The sequence below is a fragment of the Geothermobacter ehrlichii genome (assembly GCF_008124615.1).
GTDB lineage: Bacteria > Desulfobacterota > Desulfuromonadia > Desulfuromonadales > Geothermobacteraceae > Geothermobacter > Geothermobacter ehrlichii.
In genome coordinates, this window is sequence record NZ_VNIB01000004.1 from 171126 (window position 1) to 191421 (window position 20296).

A 20296-nucleotide genomic window follows, 5' to 3' on the forward strand; every position below is an offset into this window, starting at 1 on the left:
CCGGCGGCAAGAGGGAACAGCAAGAGAAATGCCAAATACTGTTCTGCTCTTTCAAACAGAGAGCGCGGCAACCACGGAACCCGGCGCCGACAGCACGAAAACCAAAGTGATTCAAGATAGATAGGGAACAGAAAGCAAAGAAAGACGCCGCCTGACAGCGGCTGCCGAAGGGCCGGACGCGGGGAGGCGCAAGCCGTTGACGGCAAAGGGAAAATTGAAAATCAGGGATGGCGCCGACAAAAACAAACAGGGTTCGCCAAACAGGGCGCGCCTGGCGACTTTTTATTCAATATTGAATAAACCGCGTCCGCTAGCCGCAACTCAAACCGTACTTCTTCAGCTTGCGGGCGATGGTCGGCTGGCTGACTCCGAGAGCGGCGGCGATGCGCGCCTGGCTGCGGTAACGCTCGCAGGCCCGGCGCAGCACCTGCCGCTCGACGCTGGCGACGATCTGCTCCAGCCCCATCTGCGTCGGCCAGTCGCCGTTCAGTTCATCGTCGGCCGCCTCTTTTCCGAGCACGACGGCCGGCAGGTCGGAGACGTCGATGAGATTGGTTTCGCTCATCACCACCAGCCGTTCGCAGATGTTCATCAGCTCCCGCACGTTGCCGGGGAAATCGTAGGCCTCGAGGCGGTCGGAGGCCGCCGTGGTCAACCGCTTCTGCGCGCCGATCCTGCCGCCGAAATGCTCGAGATAGTGCCGCACCAGCGGCAGGATGCATTCCCGGCGCTCCCGCAGCGGCGGCACGTTGAGGGGAATGACGTTGAGGCGGTAGAAGAGATCGAACCGGAAACGCCCCTCGTCGACCATCTTCTGCAGATCCTGGTGGGTGGCGGCGATGATGCGCACGTCGACCTGCACCGTCCGAGTGCCGCCAAGACGGGTGATGCGGCCGTCCTCGAGAAAGCGGAGCAGCTTGACCTGCGAGGCCAGCGGCAGCTCGGCGATTTCGTCGAGGAAGAGAATGCCGCCATTGGCCAGCTCCAGGTGCCCCGGCTTGCCGGAGCTGCGGGCGCCGGTAAAAGCCCCCTTCTCGTAGCCGAACAGTTCCGATTCGATCAGGGTTTCGGGAATGGCGCCGCAGTTCAGCTTGATCAGCGGCTTGTCGGCGCGGGCGGAATGCTGGTGAATGATGTCGGCCAGCAGCCCCTTGCCGGTGCCCGATTCGCCTGTGATCAGCACCGAGGAATCGGCGGCGGCCACCTTCAGCGCCTGGCGCAGCACCCGGGCAAAGGCCGGGCTGCGGGCGATGATCGGCTGGTTGCGCAGTTCCAGCTGCTGCATCTGCAGCATCTGGTCGCGGTAGCTCTCCTCCATCGCCTGCTGCTCCTCGAGCTGCCGCTGCAACCGTTCGGTCTCGGTGATGTCCCGCTCGCTGACCACCACCCGGATGACTTCGCCCGCCTCGTCGAACACCGGCGTGCCGGTGGAGATCAGGCGCCGGCCGTTGTGGTTGGTCTGCAGCAGGCTGACCACCCGCTTCTCCTTCAGCGCCTCGAGGGCCGCCGAACGGTCGACGAAACCGGCTGCCAGCAGCTCGTCCATCCGCTTGCCGACCACCTCCTCGGCGCGGATGTTGTTGATCCGCTCCGACGCCGGATTGATGCGGATCACCCTCCCCTCGGCGTCACAGATCCACAGCCCGTCGGACGACGAATCGATGATGGCGTCGAGCTCCCGGACCAGCGCCTCGAGCCGCCGGGTCGCGCTCTCGTTTGAAAGGTTCATGCTCGCCTCCCTCCCGCCACTATACATTTATGAATTGACTTATTCAATAATGAATGAAATCGCCGACAAAAAAAGCCGGCAGATGCCGGCCACAGATTGCTGACAAAGCAGGGTGGTCACGAAAAGGTCACTCCCGACCCAGTTCTTCGGAGCGCCGGGTGGCCACCGCCACCGCCTCCATGAGGCTGGCGCGCAGCCCCCGCTCCTCGAGAGTGCGGATGGCGGCGATGGTAGTGCCGCCGGGAGAACAGACCTTCTCCCGCAGCAGGGCCGGATGCTCGCCCGTTTCCTTGACCAGCTTGGCGGCACCGTAGACCGTCTGCAGCGCCAGTTCGTGAGCGACATCGAGACGCAGCCCCTGCTGCACGCCGGCCGCAGCCAGCGCCTCGATGACGGTAAAGACATAGGCGGGGCCGGAACCGGACAGGCCGGTGACAGCGTCCATCTGGTCCTCGGCCACCTCGTGCACCGTCCCCACCGAACGGAAGAGGCCGGCAGCGTGCTCCATGTCCCCCTCCTCGACGTACGAGCCGCGACAGATGGCCGAAGCGGCGGCATCGACCAGGGCCGGGGTGTTGGGCATGGCCCGCACCACCCGCGGCTCGCCGCCCAGCAGCCCCTCGATGGTCCGGGTCGAAACGCCGGCGAGAATGGAAATCAGCAGCTTGTCGCGGGTGAAAATGCCGTGCAGCGGCCGCAGCACCTCCTTGACGATCTGCGGCTTGATGGCCAGCACCACGGCGCCGGCCCACTCGACCAGCTCGCGGTTGTCGTCCGCCGCCTGCACGCCGTAGGTTTCGGCAATGTGCTGCCGCCGATCGTGGTTGGGCTCGAAAAAGCGGATGTTCTCCGTCCGGGCGCCGGCGTTGAGCAGACCGTTGATGAACGCCTCGGCCATGTTGCCGCCGCCGATGAAACCGATCTTTTCTCCGTTGACCATCGACTGTCGCATCCTTTCATGAAGAATCCGTCCCAGTAAATCGGGAAGAGCCCGAAAAGTCAAGGATTGGCGCACGCCGCCAAATTCGATTGACACCCCCCACAAGGGGCGTTATAAGGCGATTCATCCCGGCCGCCAAAACGGCGGGAATCCGCACGTCCGGCAGGATGGTGAAAGCGTGGCGGCCCCAGGGTCCCGCCACGGTCCGGCCCGCCGGTCGCCGACAGCCCGGTTCCCTTTCGCCGGACGGCCTTCCGTTCGTCCGTCCACATCCAACGGAGTTGGCATGAGCATCTGGTACACTGAAAAGCACACCCCGCACGCCGGCATCACCCTCGAGATCAGGCGCACCCTCTTTTCCGGCAAGAGCGAATTCCAGCAGCTTGACATCGTCGAGACCGAAGAGTACGGCCGCATGATGCTGCTCGACGGCCTGGTCATGTGCACCGAGCGGGATGAGTTCGTCTACCACGACATGATCGTGCATCCTGCCCTGTTCGTGCATCCGGATCCGAAACAGGTGCTGGTCATCGGCGGCGGCGACGGCGGCACCATCCGCGAGGTGGTCCGGCATCCCGAAGTCGAACTGGCCACACTCTGTGAAATCGACGGCCTGGTGGTGGAAAAATCGGTCGAATATCTGCCGAGCCTGGCCTGCGCCATCGACGGCAGCCACCCGAAGGTCAAACTGCACATCGACGACGGGCTGGCCTACATCCGGGAAAACCGGGACAGCTTCGATGTTATCCTGGTCGACTCCACCGATCCCATCGGCCCGGCGGTCGGCCTGTTCGAAAAAGACTTCTACCAGCTGGTTCACGGCGCCCTGAAAGAGGACGGCATCATGGTCGCCCAGAGCGAATCCCCCTTCTACCACGCCGAGATCCAGAAAAACATGTACCAGGCCCTGCGCGAGGTCTTTCCCATCGTCGAGATGTACCAGGCCTTCATCCCCACCTATCCGTCCGGCCTGTGGAGCTTCGCCTTCGCCAGCAAGAAGTACCACCCGGTCCGGGATTTCGACCGTGAGCGGGCGGCGAACCGGGCCTTCCGCACCCGGTATTATAACGAGGACCTGCACCTCGGCGCCTTCATGCTGCCGACCTTTGCGAAGGAGAATATCGAACAGCAGTAGTCAGAAGACAGGATTCAGGAGCCAGGAGATGGTCAAATATCCTGACCTTTGAATTCTGCATTGATTCTTGGAGCCGCACCATGCCGTCCATCCCGAAAAACTGGACCCCGGACGATTCCGCCGAGCTCTACGGCATCCGCCGCTGGGGAAACGGCTACTTCGACGTCGATCCCGATGGTGCGCTGACCGTCAGGGTGCCGTTCGACGGCGGGGATGTCCGGGTGGCGCTGCCGGCGATCCTCGACGGGCTGCGCCGGCGGGGGCTGCGGCTGCCGCTGCTGCTGCGCATCGAAAACCTGCTCGACGCCCAGATCGCCCGCCTGAACAAGGCGTTTCACCAGGCCATTCGCGAACGGGGCTACGGCGGCAGCTACCAGGGGGTCTTCCCGATCAAGGTCAACCAGCAGCGGCAGGTGATCGAGGAGATCACCCGCTTCGGCACACCCTGGCGGCACGGGCTGGAGGCCGGCAGCAAGGCCGAACTGGCCATCGCCATGGCCAGCCTGCCGGCCGACGGACGGCTGATCGTCTGCAACGGCTACAAGGACCGCACCTTCATCGAGCTGGGGCTGGAAGCCAGGCGGCTCGGCCACAACTGTGTCTTCGTGCTGGAAACTCCGGGCGAGCTCGACCTGATCCTCGACTGCTCCGACCGGCTGGGCGTTACGCCCGTACTCGGCATCCGCGCCAAGCTCTCGACCCGGGTCGACGGCCACTGGAACCTGACCAGCGGCGAGCGGAGCATCTTCGGCCTCTCCATCAGCCAGATCGTCGGCGTCGTCGACCGGCTGAAACAGGCGGGTCGGCTCGAGACGCTGCGGCTTTTGCACTGCCACCTCGGTTCGCAGATCCCGGTCCTCGACCAGATCGGCCAGGCGGCGCAGGAAGCCTGCCGCTTCTACCGGGAACTGCGGCAGGAAGGCGCCCCCATGGGCATGATCGATTTCGGCGGCGGCCTGGCCGTCGACTATCTCGGTGACCGCTCGCAGAACAGCCAGTCGCGCGACTACAGCCTGCGGCAATACGCCGACCGCCTGGTGGCGACGGTTCAGCGACAGCTGGCGGATGACGATCCGCCGCTCATCATCACCGAATCGGGGCGTCCGACCGTCGCCTACTACTCCCTGCTGCTGTTCGACATCTTCGACGTCACCCGTTTCGAGGCCGAACCGGACCAGCTGCGGCCCGCAGCGGACGATCCGGACGAGCTGCGCCGGATGCATGACCTGCTCGCGGCCCTCGACGGCGAAGATCCGGCGACCGCCTACCGGCAAATCGTCGAGTTGCGCGACCGGCTGCACCAGGCCTTCACCCGGGGCGAGTTGTCCCTGCGGCGGCGGGCGCGGGTCCAGAACCTGCTGCTGGCGGCCGGCCACAGGCTGGTGGCAAGGTTCGGCGGCATGGATCGGCGGCCGAAGGAGCTGGACCGGCTGCGCGACGAGCTGGCCGACATCTGCTACGGCAACCTCAGCGTCTTCCAGTCGCTGCCCGACCACTGGGCGATCGGCCAGCTCTTTCCGGTGGCGCCGATCCACCGGCTCGACGAAAGGCCGGATCGCGAGGCGATCATCGCCGACATCACCTGCGACAGCGACGGGCGCATCTCGCATTTCATCGGTGACGGGGCGACCCGCAGCACCCTGCCGGTGCACGCACTGAAGACCGGCGAGGACTATGTGCTCGGCGTGTTCCTGGTCGGTGCCTACCAGGAGACCCTCGGCGATCTGCACAACCTGTTCGGAGACACCGACGTGGCGAGCGTGCGCATCGATCCCGACGGTGGCTTCCAGGTCACGCGCGAAGACCGGGGCGACCGGGTGGAGGACATTCTGCAGCTGATGCAGTACCGGGTGGAGGATCTGCGCGACCGGCTGCGGCGGCAGGCCGAGCAGGCGGTCGGCGAGGGCCGGATCAGCCTGACCGACCGCCAGGCGATCCTCGCCCGCTTCGACCGCTGCCTGCAGGAAACGACCTACTTCTGCTCCTGAGCGATCGCAGAAGGCCGCCTACCATCCCCCCTTGAGCAGCCAGGTGACCAGTGCCAGTTCGACCAGGGTGACGACGCCGATGCCCCACAGAAGCGTCGGCCGGTCGCGCCAGCTGAACGGAGCCTGGACTTCGGCGGTATCCCTGGCAGCGGCGACGGCATGGCGCCGTTCGACCCGCGGATCGCCCTGGGCGTAGGCCGTCAGCAGCGCCTTGTGACAGAGGATGTTGACCAGGCGCGGCACGCCCCGGCTGGCACGGGCAATCAGTCGGCAGGCCGCCGGGGTAAAGAGCGGTCCGAGCTTCCGGCCGGCGATCTGCACCCGGTGTGCGATGTAGTCGCACACTCCCTGCCGGTCGAGCGGAACGAGATGATGGGCGAAGCCGATCCGCTGCCGCAGCTGCCGCAGGTGGGGCTGTTCGAGCCGCACGTCGAGTTCCGGCTGGGCAAAGAGAACGATCTGCAGCAGCTTCCGCTTTTCGGTTTCGAGATTGCTCAGCAGCCGCAGCGCCTCGAGACTGACATCGGACATGGCCTGCGCCTCGTCGAGACAGACGACCACCCGTTTTCCCTGCTCGCCGAGTTCGAGACAGCGGGCCAGAATCAGCCGCTGCAGCTCGTGCAGCGACTCGGTGCCGCCAAGCGGTCCGGCGCCGATCTCCTCGGCAATGGCCCGGTGCAGTTCGAGCGGCCCGAGCAGGGGATTGGGCAGGTAGGCCGCCTGGTGCGAGGGCTGCAGCAGATCGAGCAGCTTGCGGCACAGCAGGGTCTTGCCGGTCCCCACCTCGCCGGTGATCTTGATGAAACCCTCCCCCTCCTCGATGGCCAGCTGCAGCACGTTCAGTGCCTGCCGATGACCGGGACAGCTGAAATAGAAATCGAGGTCTGGAGTCAGCGAAAAGGGAGTCTGGTTCAGTCCGAAATGACTCAGGTACATGGGAGTGCAACCTTGTCTGGCCAGGCCCCTCCATCAGACCAGGGCACATGATGCGGGAAAACGACGAAAGAATCAGGATAAATTAATACACCATGCGCCGCCCGATTGCCAACCCCGGCGGCAGCAGCTTGTATCGCGGACGCGAAGGGGTACCCTTGAACCTGAATCGCCGGCGAACCTATGGGTGGGGCCTCAGATTTTTTAAAAACCCATTCAGGCCAGGCACTTGCACTCTCCATCCGGCATGACACGCTGATTCAGGTTGGAGAAAAAAACGAGGAACAGACCATGACCCGTGAAGAACTCGCCCGTCACGACGGCCGTGAAGGACGAAAGGCCTATGTCGCGGTCAACGGCAAGATCTACGATGTCAGCACCAGCCCGCTGTGGGCCGAAGGGAACCACCAGGACATCCATCAGGCGGGAGCCGACCTGACGGAAGAACTGAAATCGGCGCCGCACGTCCGGGCGGTGATGGAGCGCTTTCCGGTGGTGGGCAGACTGGAAGAGGCGGTGACCGGTTCGTCACCGAAAGCGGCCGGCCTGATCGGCGCCACCATCGTCGCCGTCATCGCCCTGGCCGCCGTCGCGCTCTGGCTGCTTCTTTGTCAGGATTGAAAAACCGAAACGGTTGGCAATACGACTTCAGGAGGTTCATTCAAACCGATCGTCGAATGCGCAAGGAGGGAGGATAACGCTGCAGACAGGCCTTTTTTCGGCAGGCCGCTCAAAAAGGTCTGGATGTAAGGCATCCGAAATCTCGAGGCATGAGGCGTACTTCAAGCCGTACGTCGAGTGCCGGACAGATGAGGATAACGCCGCAGACAGGCCTTTTTCAGCGGCCCTGGGCCCCGCGCAACGCGCGGGGCCCTCCATCCGTCAGCCGATGGAGAGATAGGCCATCTCGGAAATCTTGTTCCAGTCGGTCACCATCTTCTGGAACTTGCCGTAGCTGGCATAAACCTTCTTGCTCATCGCGTCCTTGGCGGTGACTTCCGCAATCACCTCGGCGGCGTAGGTCTTGAGCTGCCTGAGGACCTCGCTGGGGAACTTCTTCAGCTTCACCCCGTGGTCGTTGATCAGCTTCTGCAGGTACTTGTTGTTCTGGGCGTCGAATTCGGCCAGCATCCAGTTGCAGGAGAACTGCGCCGCCGCCTCGACGATCTGCTGCAGGTCCCTGGGCAGGCTTTCGAAGGCCTTCTTGTTGACGAACATCTCGATGGCGGTTCCCGGCTCGTGCCAGCCCGGATAGTAGTAGTACTTGGCGACCTTGTAGAAGCCCATCTTGTAGTCGTGGTAGGGGCCGACCCACTCGGTGGCGTCGATGACGCCGCGCTCGAGATTGGTGTAGATCTCGCCGCCGGCGGAGAGAACCGCCGTACCTCCGGCCTTGGCGATGACCTTGCCGCCAAGACCCGGAATCCGCATCTTCAGTCCCTTGAGATCTTTGAGGGTGTTAATTTCACGGTTGAACCAGCCGCCCATCTGCACGCCGCAGAACCCGACCGAGAAGGGAACCAAATTGAAATTGCCATACAGCTCGCGCCACAGGTCCATCCCCTGGTCCTGCAGCCAGGAATTCATCTGCTGGGAATTCATGCCGAAGGGCACCGCACCGAAAAACTGGGCGGCCGGGGCCTTGCCGGCCCAGTAGTAGGCGCAGCCGTGCCCCATCTCGACCATCCCCTGGCTGACGGCGTCGAAAGCCTGCAGCGCCGGAACCAGCTCACCGCCACCGTAGACGGAGATCTTCATCCGGCCCTCCGACATCCGCTCGACCAGCTTGGCGATCAGGTTGGCGCTCTCGCCGAAAACCGGGAAATTGGGCGGCCAGGTGGTAACCATTTTCCAGTGATAGGTCTTCTTGGCGTGAACGGCGGGCGCCCCCACCGCCACCGCCGCACCGGCCGCGGCGGCTGACAACGGTTCTCGAACAGCTCGGCCTGAGCGACCGGGTGAAGGTAACACAGGGCACACCGCCGCGACTGACGGCCAGAATCCGGACCGCCGGCGGGACGATCATCCTGGACTGAGGAAAAGTCAGATACGGTCGGCAGCCGCCATCTGCCGCCGCAGACAGGCGGAAAAATCCTCGGCGCTCATCGGCTTGCCGAAATAGTATCCCTGGATTTCGTCACAGCCGCGCTCGCGCAGAAAGGCGAGCTGCCCCTCGGTCTCGACCCCCTCGGCGACCACCGCCAGTCCGAGACTGTGCGACATGGCGATGATGGCGCCGGCGATGGCGGCACTGTCCGGATCGGTTTCCAGGTCCTTGATGAAGGAGCGGTCGATCTTCACCCGGTCGATGGGAAAATGCTTCAGGTAGCTGAGAGACGAATAGCCGGTACCGAAATCGTCGATCGCAAGCCGTACCCCCAGCCGGCGCAGCCGGTGCAGCAACTCGGCCGCTCCCGCCGCGTCATCCATCAGCATGCTCTCGGTCAGTTCCAGCTCGACCAGTCGGGGATCGATGCCGGTCTGCCGCAAAATCGACTCGACACTCTCCACCAGTCCCGGCGTGGCGAACTGCCGGGCGGAAAGGTTGATCCCGATATGCAACGCCGGCAGGCCCTGCCGCTGCCAGGCCACGCCCTGCCGGCAGGCCTCGGCCAGTACCCAGGCACCGATTTCGGTAATCAGGCCGCATTCCTCGGCGACCGGAATGAACTTGACCGGCGGCACCTGTCCCAGATAGGGGTGCCGCCAGCGGCAGAGGGCTTCGGCCCCCACCCAGACGCCGTCGACGGTGCGCACCTGCGGCTGGAAATGCAGAAAGATCTCCTGCCGCTCCAGGGCATGCCGCAACCCGGTCTCGAGCACCAGCCGTTCCACCGCCCCGGCATTGGTCTCCAGCGAGAAACGCTGCCAGGTGTTGCGCCCCTTCTCCTTGGCCTGGTACATGGCGAATTCGGCGTTCTTCAGCAGCGATTCTTCGTCCTGGCCATCGTCGGGGAAGTAGGCCAGACCGATGCTGACGGTGCTGAAGACCTCCTGTCCCTCGATGTCGAACGCCTCGGCCAGCCGGGCCAGGCAGCGCTCGGCAACCGCTTCCGCCTCCCCTTCCGCCTTCAGGTCGGGCAGGATGACCACGAACTCGTCACCGCCCACCCGCGCCACCACGTCGACCCGGCGCAGGCATTCGCCCAGCCGTCCGCTCATGCCGAGCAGCAGCATGTCGCCGATGTTGTGTCCCAGGGTGTCATTGATGCTCTTGAAGCGGTCGAGATCGAGGAACATCACCGCCACCCTGCTCCGTTCCAGGCTCGCCCGCTCAAGCACCGTCCCCAGCCGCTTGACGAACAGAACCCGGTTGGGCAGGCCGGTTAAAGGATCGTAATTGGAAAGCTGCCGGATCTCCTCCCGCGAGCGCCGGGCTTCGGTCACGTCCCGCAGGCAGTAGAGCACCTTGTCAACCCGGCCGCCAGAGCCGGCCAGCGGCTGGGCGATCGCCTCGAAGAACCGTTCCCCGCAAACATCGTCCGGATGGACATGCTCGGCCCGGGCCCGCTGCCCTGTGCCGATCGCCCGGCGCACGGCGCAGTGTCCTCTGGCATCGGCGCAGGGAAAGACGCTGTCGTGGGTGATTTCGTGGCAGGTGCAGCCGATCGGGTCACCCTTTTCGGCAAAAGCCTCCCGAAAAACCTGGTTGGCGTGGACAATGCGGAGAGTTTTCGCTTCGATCACGCAGACCGGATCGGGCAGACCTTCGAGCAGGGTGGTGATATCGGCATCGCTGGCAGGCGTGAAGCGGACGTTCTCGTCCGGAAGAAGGAGCAGCCAGCCGCCGCCGGCCTCATCCGGCAGCCGGCAGGCCAGTACGGGATCCGCCACCGGCAGCTGCAGCGAAACCGGCTGGCCGGGAAGAGCGACGCGGGCGGCGAGCTCCTCCGGCAGCTTTTCCAGCCAGGACGGAAGTCCGGCCAGACCGTCGTCGCGACAAGCATCCGGAAAGCATTCCCCGAAACGCCGGTTTCCGGCGACCGGCCGGCCCCTGACATCCAGCAGCAGGGCCGGCAGTGGCAACCAGTCGAAAGTCGTCTCTGTGGCAGGTTGTGACATGGCCGTCGCCTCGCAAACAAGGTTTCGGAGAAAAATCTCGTCTCCCTCCTCGCTTCTCATCGGCGATCGGCCGCGCAAGCTTTATCAGAGATTGCCGCCAGAGTGGACGCTCAGTCCCCGAGCAGCGACTGGATGTCGGAGAAGAAGGATTTCGCCCGCCGGTCCTTCTCCTCCTCCCGTTCCGGCGACGGGCCCGAAACCGCCCCGCCGGTGAACAGCCGTTCGGGAATCTCCTGCAGAAAGCGGCTCGGCTCCCGCATCTCCGGCCGGCCCCTCTTGCGACGACTGGCAGCCCGGGTCAGAACCAGCTTCTCGCGGGCGCGGGTGATGCCGACATAGCAGAGCCGCCGTTCCTCCTCAAGATGGGGATCGAAGCCGCCCTCGACCTCGAGGGCATCGACCGATTTGCGGTGGGGCAGGCAGCCCTCCTCCATGCCGACCAGAAAGACCAGGGGAAATTCCAGCCCCTTGCTGCTGTGCAGGCTCATCAGGGTGACGGCGTCTTCTGCATCCTCCTCGTCCTCCCGACGATCGTCGTCGAGCAGGGAGACCTTTTCCAGAAAACCGGCCAGACTCGGCGCGGTTTCGCGATTCTGATAGGCGCCGACGGCATTGAGCACATCCTGCAGGAACTCGCAGCGCCGATCCCCCTGCTCCCGGCTACCGGCCGTACGCCGGATTTCGGCCTCGAGCCCGAGCTCGTCGAACAGCTGCCGCACCGTCTGCTGCAGATCGTCGGCCTGCTCGAAGCGGTAGCGCCAGGTGTCGATCAGCCGCACGAACAGGGCGATTTCGCCCCGCACCTGGTCGGTGAGGCCGGCTTCGTCCGGATCGCGCAACACCTCCCAGAGCGAGACGTCTCGCCGGTTGCACAGCGCGATCAGCTTTTCGACGCTGGTCGGGCCGATGCCCCGCCGCGGATAGTTGAGAATCCGCAGCAGGCTGATTTCGTCGCGCGGATTGTAGAGCACCTTGAGATAGGCGACGGCGTCCTTGACCTCCTTGCGGTCGAAGAACTGCTGGCCGCCGACCAGCCGGTAGGGGATGTCGAGATAGCGCAGCTGCTCCTCGAAGGGGCGCGACTGAACATTGGTGCGGTAGAGAATGGCCATCTCCCGCCAGCGCCGCCCCCGGTAGCGTTCCGCCTGGATGCGCTCGGCGACCAGCCGGGCTTCTTCCTCCTCGTCCGGTGCCTCGATCAGCTCCAGCGGCTCGCCGGCGCCGCCGGCGGTCCAGAGGGCCTTCTCCTTGCGGCGGCTGTTGCGGCGGATCACGGCGTTGGCGGCTTCGAGAATGGTTCCGGTCGACCGGTAGTTCTGTTCCAGGCGGATGGTGCGGGTACCGGGAAAGTCCTTTTCGAAATCGAGAATGTTGCCGAGGTTGGCCCCCCGCCAGCCGTAGATCGACTGGTCGTCGTCGCCGACGACGCAGAGATTGCCGTGGCTGGCCAGCAGACGCAGCAGCTGGTACTGGGCGGTGTTGGTGTCCTGGTATTCGTCGACCAGGATATGCCGGAACCGCTGCCGGCATTGCTCCAGGACATCCTCGTGCTCGAGAAAAAGCCGGTGGGTCAGCAGCAGCAGGTCGTCGAAATCGACGGCGTTGCAGGCCCGCAGCCCCTGCTGGTAGTCGGGGTAGATGACGGCCGCCGCCTGCTGCAGAGGGTCATTAACGGCGGGGTGGAAATCCTCGGGCGCGAGCAGCCGGTTCTTGCAGTCGGAAATGACCCAGAGAATCTGTTCGGCGGCAAAGCCGCGGCCGGCGAAATCGTGACGGGCCAGCAGATCGCGCACCAGCCTGAGCTGGTCGGCGGCATCGTAGATGGTGAAATTGCGCCGGTAGCCGAGGCGCTGGATGTGCTGGCGCAGAATCGCTGAACAGAGCGCGTGAAAGGTGGAGATGGTCATCTTCCGCGCCTGCCCGGAGCCGATGAGCTCCGCAACCCGTTCGCGCATCTCCCGCGCCGCCTTGTTGGTGAAGGTGACCGCCAGAATCTGTTCGGCGGCCACCCCGCGGGCCTGGACCAGCCAGGCGATGCGAAAGGTGATGACCCGGGTCTTGCCGGAACCGGCGCCGGCCAGAAGCAGCAGCGGGCCCTCGCCATGTTCCACCGCCGCGCGCTGCTGGGGATTGAGAGTAGCCAGATCGATCATCGAATGAAGTCCGGAATGCTGAATCGGTATCTGTCGGTCGCAGGGAAGGAGGCGAAAAATACCACAGCGCCCCGTCCCGGACAAGCGCTTGATTTCGACCGGCGGATGGGCTAGATTGCGCAACCATGAAAGCGCGCCTCTTCGTTCTTCTGATCGGCATCATCTGGGCCTCCCTGCTCTTCATCTCCTGGGGCACGGGACCGGCCGGCCAGGCCACCGCCGTGTCCCCGCCGCCGGCGACCGCCAGCCGCTGAGCGACCCGTCTCTTTCCGCAACGCCATTTTCCACCCCCGGCAGCCGTATTTTCCATTTGACAAGCCCCCTGTCCCTGCCGTATAGAATCAAACTCTGTTTGATTTTGCCGAACATCCTTTTTTTGCCGGACAAATAAGCGCTTCGACCTGCCCCCTCAAGATGTTCAATGTCGGCCGCCGGCCCTTTTCGAAAGGCGAAAAGCGGCTAAGCTTGCTGAATGAATCCGGCCATTTGCGCCGGATACCCATCACAGACAATGGAGGAGACAAAGAGATGAAACTGACGAGACTGATCGCCCTGGTTGTCGGAATGTCCCTGCTCATGGCCGGCGTCGCCTTCGCCGGCAAGGACCTCGATGCGGTCCGGAAGAAAGGCTTCATCCAGGTCGGCGTCAACGGCGACCTGTTCGGCTTCGGCATGCCGGACGAAAAAGGGGTCTGGCGCGGCCTCGACGTCGACACCGCCCGTGCCGTGGCCGCCGCCATCTTCGGCGACGCCAGCAAGGTCAAGTTCACCCCGCTGACCGCCCAGCAGCGCTTCACCGCCCTGCAGTCGGGCGAAATCGACATCCTGACCCGCAACGCCACCCGCACCCTGAGCCGCGAAACCCAGCTCGGCCTCAATTTCGTGCACGTCAACTACTACGACGGCCAGGGCTTCATGGTGCCGAAGAAACTCGGCGTCAAGAGCGCCAAGGAGCTGGACGGCGCCACCATCTGCGTTCTGCCCGGCACCACCACCGAGCAGAACGTGGCCGACTACTTCCGCAGCAACGGTATGTCCTGGAAACCGGTGGTCATCGAATCGACCGCCGAACTGTCCAAGACCTTCTTCGCCGGCCGCTGCGACGTGATGACCTCCGACGCCTCGCAGCTCGCCGGCATCCGCGCCGTCGCCCCCAATCCGAAGGATTACGTCATCCTGCCGGAAATCATCTCCAAGGAGCCCCTGGCGCCGGCCGTCCGCCACGGTGACGACCAGTTCCGCGACATCGTCGACTTCGCCGTCATGGCCATGATCCAGGCCGAGGAGTTCGGCATCACCTCGAAGAACGTCGACCAGATGCTCAAGAGCAAGGACCCGGCCATCCAGCGCTTCCTCGGCGTCACTCCCGGCAACGGCAAGGCCCTGGGCCTGGACGAGAAGTGGGCCTACAACATCATCAAGCAGGTCGGCAACTACGGCGAGGTCTTCGAGCGCAACGTCGGCGTCAACACCAAGCTCGGCCTCGAGCGCGGCCTGAACGCCCTGTGGACCAAAGGCGGCTTGATGTACACGCCCCCCTTCAAGTAAACTGTCGTCCTTTGCGGGGGAGGCACCGCCCGGTGCCTCCCCATTTCTCGCAATATCACGTTATCCGTTTTGAACACTCCTGACATGGCAACAACCGAATACCGGAGCAAGGTCCCCTTCTGGCGCGACCCGGTGAAACGGGGACACCTCTTTCAGGCGGCGGTCCTGCTGACGGCTCTGGCCATCGGCTACACCCTCTTCGTCAACACCCAGGCCAACCTGCAGCGCCAGTCGATCGCCACCGGCTTCGGCTTTCTGGAGCGCGAGGCCGGCTTCGAAATCGCCGAGCCGCCCATCCCCTATTCGGCGGCGGACACCTACGGCAGGGCCCTGCTGGTCGGCGCCCTCAACACCCTGAAGGTCTCTTCCGTCGGCATCTTCTTCTCGCTGATTCTCGGCACCATCATCGGCATCTCGCGGCTGTCGCACAACTGGCTGGTTTCCCGGCTTTCGGTGGCCTTCATCGAAGTGATGCAGAACATTCCGGTGCTGCTGCAGCTCTTCTTCTGGTACGCCATCTTCTACGAGGCCTTCCCCTCGCCGCGCCAGGCGCTGAACCCGCTGCCGGGGCTCTTTCTCTGCAACCGCGGCCTCATCTTCGCCGTCCCGGCCGCGCACCCGTCCCATGTCTGGATGCTGGCCGCCGCCGGCGTCGGCATCGTCGGCTGGTTTCTGCTGGTCCGCTGGGGACACCGGGTGCAGGACCGCACCGGCAGGCTGCTGCCGGTGCACCGGATGGGGATGGCCCTCACCGTTCTGCTGCCGCTTGCGGTCTGGCTGCTGGCCGGCGCGCCGACGGCAATGGACGTTCCGGTGCTGCGCGGTTTCAACTTTCGCGGCGGGCTGACCGTCAGTCCCGAGTTCAGCGCCCTGCTCATCGGCCTGATCCTCTACACCTCGGCCTTCGTGGCCGAAATCGTGCGTGCCGGCATCCAGGCCGTGAGCAAGGGACAGATCGAGGCGGCCATGTCGATCGGCCTGAAGCCGGGACAGGTCTTGCGGCTGGTGGTGCTGCCGCAGGCGCTGCGGGTGATCATCCCACCGGTCACCAGCCAGATGCTCAATCTGACCAAGAACAGTTCGCTGGCCATCGCCATCGGCTACGCCGATTTCGTTTCGGTGGCCAACACCACTATCAACCAGACCGGACAGGCGATCGAGGGCGTGGCACTGATCATGCTGGTCTATCTCTTCTTCAGCCTGTCCACCTCGCTGTTCATGAACTGGTACAACAAGAAAATGGCCCTGGTAGAGCGTTGACCATGAGCGACCTGATCCGTGACAATGAAGAGATCCGGCCTCCGGTCACCAAGGTCGGTGTCCTCGGCTGGCTGCGGGAGAACCTGTTCAATGGCTGGTTCAACTCGCTGCTCACCCTGGCGACCCTCTATCTGCTCTGGCTGACGATACCGCCCCTGGTCAAATGGGCTTTCATCGAAAGCCACTGGTACACCGATCCCGGCGTCTGCCGCGAGGGCGGCGGCGCCTGCTGGTCGATCATCCCGAAGAACGTCCGCTTCATCTTCTTCGGCTTCTTCCCCGAGGACCAGCAATGGCGGCCGGCCCTGACCATGATCCTGCTGGTGGGACTGGCCTTCTATTCCAAGGACCGCCGCCGCTGGAAAAAATCCCTCGCCGTCATCTGGCTGGTCGGCATCCTGCTGATGGGCTGGCTGATGCACGGCGGCCTGGGGCTGCCGGTGGTCGAGACCGGCAAGTGGAGCGGCCTGCCGCTGACCCTGCTCCTCTCCTTCTTCGGCATGGTCTTCGCCTATCCCCTCGGCGTCCTGCTCGCCTTGGGACGGCGCTCGAAGCTGGCGGCCATCAAGTCGATGTGCGTGGTCTACATCGAGCTGATCCGCGGCGTGCCCCTGATCAGTCTGCTCTTCATGTCGTCGGTCATGTTCCCCCTCTTTCTGCCGGAAGGGGTGACCTTCGACAAGGTGCTGCGCGCGCAGGTGGCGATCATCCTCTTCACCGCCGCCTACATCGCCGAGGTGGTGCGCGGCGGCCTGCAGGCCATCCCCAAGGGGCAGTACGAGGCGGCCGACTCGCTGGGACTGAACTACGGCAAGACCATGCGGCTGATCATCCTGCCGCAAGCCCTGAAAATCGTCATCCCGCCGACGGTCGGCATTCTGATCTCGGCTTTCAAGGATACCTCGCTGGTGGTCATCATCGCCCTCTACGACGTGCTGAAGACCACCAAGGTCACCCTCTCGAACCCGGAATGGATGGGCTTTTCCACCGAGGCCTATCTCTTTCTGGCCGCGCTCTACTTCGTCTGCTGCTACGCCATGTCGAGCTACAGCCGCCGGCTGGAAAAGGAACTGAACACCGGACGCTGAACGGACAGGACACCATGAACGGACAGACTTCCGCCACCTTAACGGGCACCGGCCCGATCATCATCATCGAAAGCATGCACAAGTGGTTCGGGGACTTCCATGTCCTCAAGGACATCAACCTGCAGGTGCAGCCGCGCGAGCGCATCGTCATCTGCGGTCCCTCGGGCTCGGGCAAATCGACCATGATCCGCTGCATCAACCGGCTCGAGGAGCATCAGCGCGGCCGCATCGTCGTCGACGGCATCGAGCTGACCAACGACATCAAGAACATCGAAAAGGTGCGCGCCGAGGTCGGCATGGTCTTCCAGCATTTCAACCTCTTCCCCCACCTGACCATCCTCGAGAACCTGACCCTCGGCCCCATCTGGGTGCGCAAGACACCGAAGAAAGAGGCCGAGGAGATGGCCATGATGTACCTGGAAAAGGTCAAGATCGCCGAACAGGCGAAAAAGTACCCCGGCCAGCTTTCCGGCGGCCAGCAGCAGCGGGTCGCCATCGCCCGCAGCCTGTGCATGAAGCCGAAGATCATGCTCTTCGACGAGCCGACCAGCGCCCTCGACCCGGAAATGGTCAAGGAGGTGCTCGACGTCATGGTCGAACTGGCCGAGGAGGGGATGACCATGCTGGTGGTCACGCACGAGATGGGCTTCGCCAAGAGCGTCGCCGACCGGGTGATGTTCATGGACGACGGCCAGATCGTAGAGCAGAACACGCCGGACGAATTCTTCGCCAATCCGCAGAACGACCGGACCAGGCTCTTTTTGAGCCAGATCCTGTAACAACAGCCTGGCTGGCCAGTTGGTGTCGCCACCAACGGCGGCACCAACCGGCCAACAGCGAAACCGCACAAAACAGAGGCGCTGCATGATGTCGCGCCCTTCTGGCGGTCCTCCGATCTTCCCTCCCCAGCCGCCGATCTGCCATGCCTCACCTGATTCCATTTTTTGTCTCGGCAGATAAATTTTATGGCAGAAATGTCTGACCAATAATGATATAAACGCCCCGGACAGAAGACGACCGGCACCGGGAGATGAAGCCGGCCTCTGTCTTTGGCCCGAAAACGGAAAAAATGTCCGGCAGAACAGCGCCGAAAGAACGCCTGTCGCCGAGCCGCCCCGCGCCCTTCCGTCGCGCCGGGGGCGAGGTTTTCTGACCGGATTCATTCTTCGCGAACAAAGAGGTTAGCAACATGGGAACTGAATTCTTCGCAGTCGGCGTCGGCATCCTGATTCTCATCGCCACCCTTGACCTGGTGGTGGGTGTCAGCAACGATGCGGTCAACTTCATCAATTCGCCCATCGGCGCCCGGGTCGCCTCGCGCAACGTCATCCTGACCGTCGCCGCCTTCGGCCTGCTGGCCGGCGTGCTCTTCTCCAGCGGCATGATGGAAGTGGCCCGCAAGGGAATCTTTCATCCCGAGTTCTTCACCATGCCGGAGCTGCTGACCATCTTTCTGGCGGTGATGATCAGCGACATCATTCTGCTCGACCTGTTCAACACCTACGGCCTGCCGACCTCGACCACCGTCTCGGTGGTCTTCGAACTGCTCGGTGCGGCGGTGGTCGTCTCGCTGCTCAAGATTGTCGACGCCGGCGACAGCCTGGCCACCATCGGCCAGTACATCAACTCGGCCAAGGCCATCGCCATCATCATGGGCATCCTCTTCTCGGTCGCCGTCGCCTTCGTCTGCGGCGCCATCGTCCAGTTTCTCACCCGGCTGCTCTTCACCTTCGACTACCAGAAGCGGATGCGCCGTTACGGCGCCATCTGGGGCGGCATCGCCATGGCGTCGATCACCTACTTCATCCTGATCAAGGGAGCCAAGGGCGCCTCCTTCATGACCGGGGAGAACATCGCCTGGATCAAGGGACACGGGCCGCTGCTGATGGGCGCCATCTTCGTCGTCTCCGCCGTGGTGCTGCAGATTCTGCAGTCGCTGAAAGTCAACATCCTCAAGCCGATCATCCTGGTCGGCACCTTCGCCCTGGCCCTGGCCTTTGCCGCCAACGACCTGGTCAACTTCATCGGCGTCCCCATGGCCGGTCTGCACGCCTTCAAGGCGGCCATGGCCAGCGCCGATCCGCTGCACGTCACCATGGGCGCGCTGAGCAGAAAGGTACCTTCCGAAACCAGTTACCTGCTGGTCGCCGGCGCCATCATGGTCGCCACCCTCTTCCTGTCGCGCAAGGCTCGCAGCGTCACCGAAACAACCATCCAGCTCAGCCAGCAGGAAGAAGGGGTCGAGCGTTTCGAATCGATCGGCCTGTCGCGCGCCATCGTCCGCCTGGTGCTCTATTTTTCCGACAGCATCCGGGTTCTGATTCCGGCCCCGATCCGCCGCTGGATCGGTGAGCGGTTCGACACCGAAAACATACCTCAGGTGCAGGGAGCCGGCGGCCGTCCCTCCTTCGACCTGATCCGCGCCTCGGTCAACCTGATGGTCGCCAGCGCCGTCATCTCCTACGCCACCGCCAACAAGCTCCCCCTGTCGACCACCTACGTCACCTTCATGGTCGCCATGGGCACGTCGTTCGCCGACCGGGCCTGGGGGCGGGAAAGCGCCGTCTACCGCGTCACCGGCGTGCTGACCGTCATCGGCGGCTGGTTCATGACCGCCGTCATCGCCTTCACCTTCGCCGGCATCTTCGCCGCCATCATCTTCTACACCAAAGGCGTCGGCGTCATTCTGCTGCTGGTGCTGGCGGCGGTGCTGATCTACAACGCCCACCGCAAGCACCGCCAAATGGAAGAGCAGAGCAAGAAGCAGGCGATCTTCAACCTGGAGTCGGTGGAGGACGCCAACACCGCCATCGCTACCACCTTCGAACACATGAGCCTGCTGCTCAAGGAACTCGCCGACTCCCTCGACGCCACCCTCGACGCCCTGTTCAAGGGAAATTTCGACCGCATCGGCTACGAGCGCAAGAAACTGACCCAATACCAGCAGTGGTCGAACATCATCAGCGCCAACATCTTCAAGGCGATGCGCCTGCTGGCGCAAAAAGGGATGCGCATCAGCCACAAGTACGCCCAGACCGTCCGCCGGCTGCAGAAGCTGACCGACGGCCACCGCGACATCGTCCTGCGCGCCTACACCCACGTCGGCAACCAGCACAAGGGCCTGCTGCCGGAGCAGATCGAGGAACTGCAGCAGGTACGGGAGCAGATCCGGGCCATTCTGCTCGACGTCGCCGACATGATCAGCCGCGGCCGTATCGCCGACCTGGGCGGCATCGAGGAAAAGGACCTCCAGCTGCGCCAGCTGGCCGCCGAACTGAACGAGAAGCAGGTCGAACGCATCAAGGACAACACCTCGAAAACACGGCTGAGCATCCTCTACTACGGCATCATCGGCAACGCCATGATGATTTCCAAGCAGAACCTGGAACTGCTGGAAATCTTCAACGAATCCTTCTCCGGGATCCAAAGCCCGGGCACGGACGGCCCCTCCAGCTAACTC

The 20296-nt window shown here is 63.7% G+C and carries 15 protein-coding genes; 9 read left to right on the forward strand and 6 right to left on the reverse strand.

Going from position 1 to position 20296, the window contains the following annotated elements:
- Positions 1-310: 310 nt before the first annotated feature.
- On the reverse strand, positions 311-1729 hold the full coding sequence (locus EDC39_RS06170; RefSeq protein WP_246140190.1) for a sigma-54 interaction domain-containing protein: 1419 nt from the start codon (positions 1727-1729) through the stop codon (positions 311-313).
- Between the two features lie 127 nt (positions 1730-1856).
- Complete coding sequence (gene proC / locus EDC39_RS06175; RefSeq protein WP_148895580.1) at positions 1857-2669, reverse strand: pyrroline-5-carboxylate reductase; 813 nt, start codon at positions 2667-2669, stop codon at positions 1857-1859.
- A 286-nt stretch (positions 2670-2955) separates the two neighbouring features.
- Between proC and speE the strand changes: the two genes are divergently transcribed.
- Both speE and speA read left to right on the forward strand, forming a co-directional pair.
- Positions 2956-3804: a polyamine aminopropyltransferase gene (speE, locus tag EDC39_RS06180; RefSeq protein ID WP_148895511.1), complete on the forward strand. Its 849-nt coding sequence runs from the start codon at positions 2956-2958 to the stop codon at positions 3802-3804.
- 80 nt (positions 3805-3884) lie between these two features.
- Complete coding sequence (speA, locus tag EDC39_RS06185) at positions 3885-5792, forward strand: biosynthetic arginine decarboxylase (protein WP_148895512.1); 1908 nt, start codon at positions 3885-3887, stop codon at positions 5790-5792.
- 18 nt (positions 5793-5810) lie between these two features.
- Here the strand turns inward: speA and EDC39_RS06190 are convergent, their stop codons facing one another.
- Positions 5811-6728 (reverse strand): ExeA family protein, encoded by a 918-nt coding sequence (locus EDC39_RS06190; RefSeq protein ID WP_148895513.1) that lies wholly within the window; start codon positions 6726-6728, stop codon positions 5811-5813.
- A 288-nt stretch (positions 6729-7016) separates the two neighbouring features.
- On the opposite strand from EDC39_RS06190, the gene EDC39_RS06195 reads away from it, so the two are divergent.
- Positions 7017-7346 (forward strand): cytochrome b5 domain-containing protein, encoded by a 330-nt coding sequence (locus tag EDC39_RS06195; protein ID WP_148895514.1) that lies wholly within the window; start codon positions 7017-7019, stop codon positions 7344-7346.
- Positions 7347-7607: 261 nt separating this feature from the next.
- Here EDC39_RS06195 and EDC39_RS06200 read toward each other — a convergent pair whose 3' ends face one another.
- From EDC39_RS06200 to EDC39_RS06210, 3 genes are all read right to left on the reverse strand, one after another.
- The gene (locus EDC39_RS06200) at positions 7608-8651 is read right to left on the reverse strand and encodes a TRAP transporter substrate-binding protein (protein WP_246140191.1); all 1044 of its coding nucleotides are present in this window, start codon (positions 8649-8651) and stop codon (positions 7608-7610) included.
- Positions 8652-8768: 117 nt separating this feature from the next.
- Positions 8769-10787: a putative bifunctional diguanylate cyclase/phosphodiesterase gene (locus EDC39_RS06205; RefSeq protein ID WP_187426672.1), complete on the reverse strand. Its 2019-nt coding sequence runs from the start codon at positions 10785-10787 to the stop codon at positions 8769-8771.
- A 110-nt stretch (positions 10788-10897) separates the two neighbouring features.
- Complete coding sequence (locus EDC39_RS06210; protein ID WP_148895516.1) at positions 10898-12940, reverse strand: ATP-dependent helicase; 2043 nt, start codon at positions 12938-12940, stop codon at positions 10898-10900.
- Between the two features lie 125 nt (positions 12941-13065).
- Between EDC39_RS06210 and EDC39_RS15705 the strand changes: the two genes are divergently transcribed.
- From EDC39_RS15705 to EDC39_RS06235, 6 genes are all read left to right on the forward strand, one after another.
- Positions 13066-13194, forward strand: coding sequence for a hypothetical protein (locus EDC39_RS15705; RefSeq protein ID WP_281289732.1), 129 nt, complete (start codon positions 13066-13068; stop codon positions 13192-13194).
- Between the two features lie 274 nt (positions 13195-13468).
- Complete coding sequence (locus tag EDC39_RS06215; RefSeq protein WP_148895517.1) at positions 13469-14488, forward strand: amino acid ABC transporter substrate-binding protein; 1020 nt, start codon at positions 13469-13471, stop codon at positions 14486-14488.
- An 84-nt stretch (positions 14489-14572) separates the two neighbouring features.
- The gene (locus EDC39_RS06220) at positions 14573-15748 is read left to right on the forward strand and encodes an amino acid ABC transporter permease (RefSeq protein ID WP_148895518.1); all 1176 of its coding nucleotides are present in this window, start codon (positions 14573-14575) and stop codon (positions 15746-15748) included.
- A 2-nt stretch (positions 15749-15750) separates the two neighbouring features.
- Complete coding sequence (locus EDC39_RS06225) at positions 15751-16836, forward strand: amino acid ABC transporter permease (RefSeq protein WP_148895519.1); 1086 nt, start codon at positions 15751-15753, stop codon at positions 16834-16836.
- A 14-nt stretch (positions 16837-16850) separates the two neighbouring features.
- Complete coding sequence (locus tag EDC39_RS06230) at positions 16851-17615, forward strand: amino acid ABC transporter ATP-binding protein (RefSeq protein ID WP_148895520.1); 765 nt, start codon at positions 16851-16853, stop codon at positions 17613-17615.
- Between the two features lie 410 nt (positions 17616-18025).
- A complete protein-coding gene (locus EDC39_RS06235; RefSeq protein WP_148895521.1) occupies positions 18026-20293 on the forward strand; it encodes an inorganic phosphate transporter in 2268 nt (755 codons plus the stop codon).
- The last annotated feature ends 3 nt before the right edge of the window (positions 20294-20296 follow it).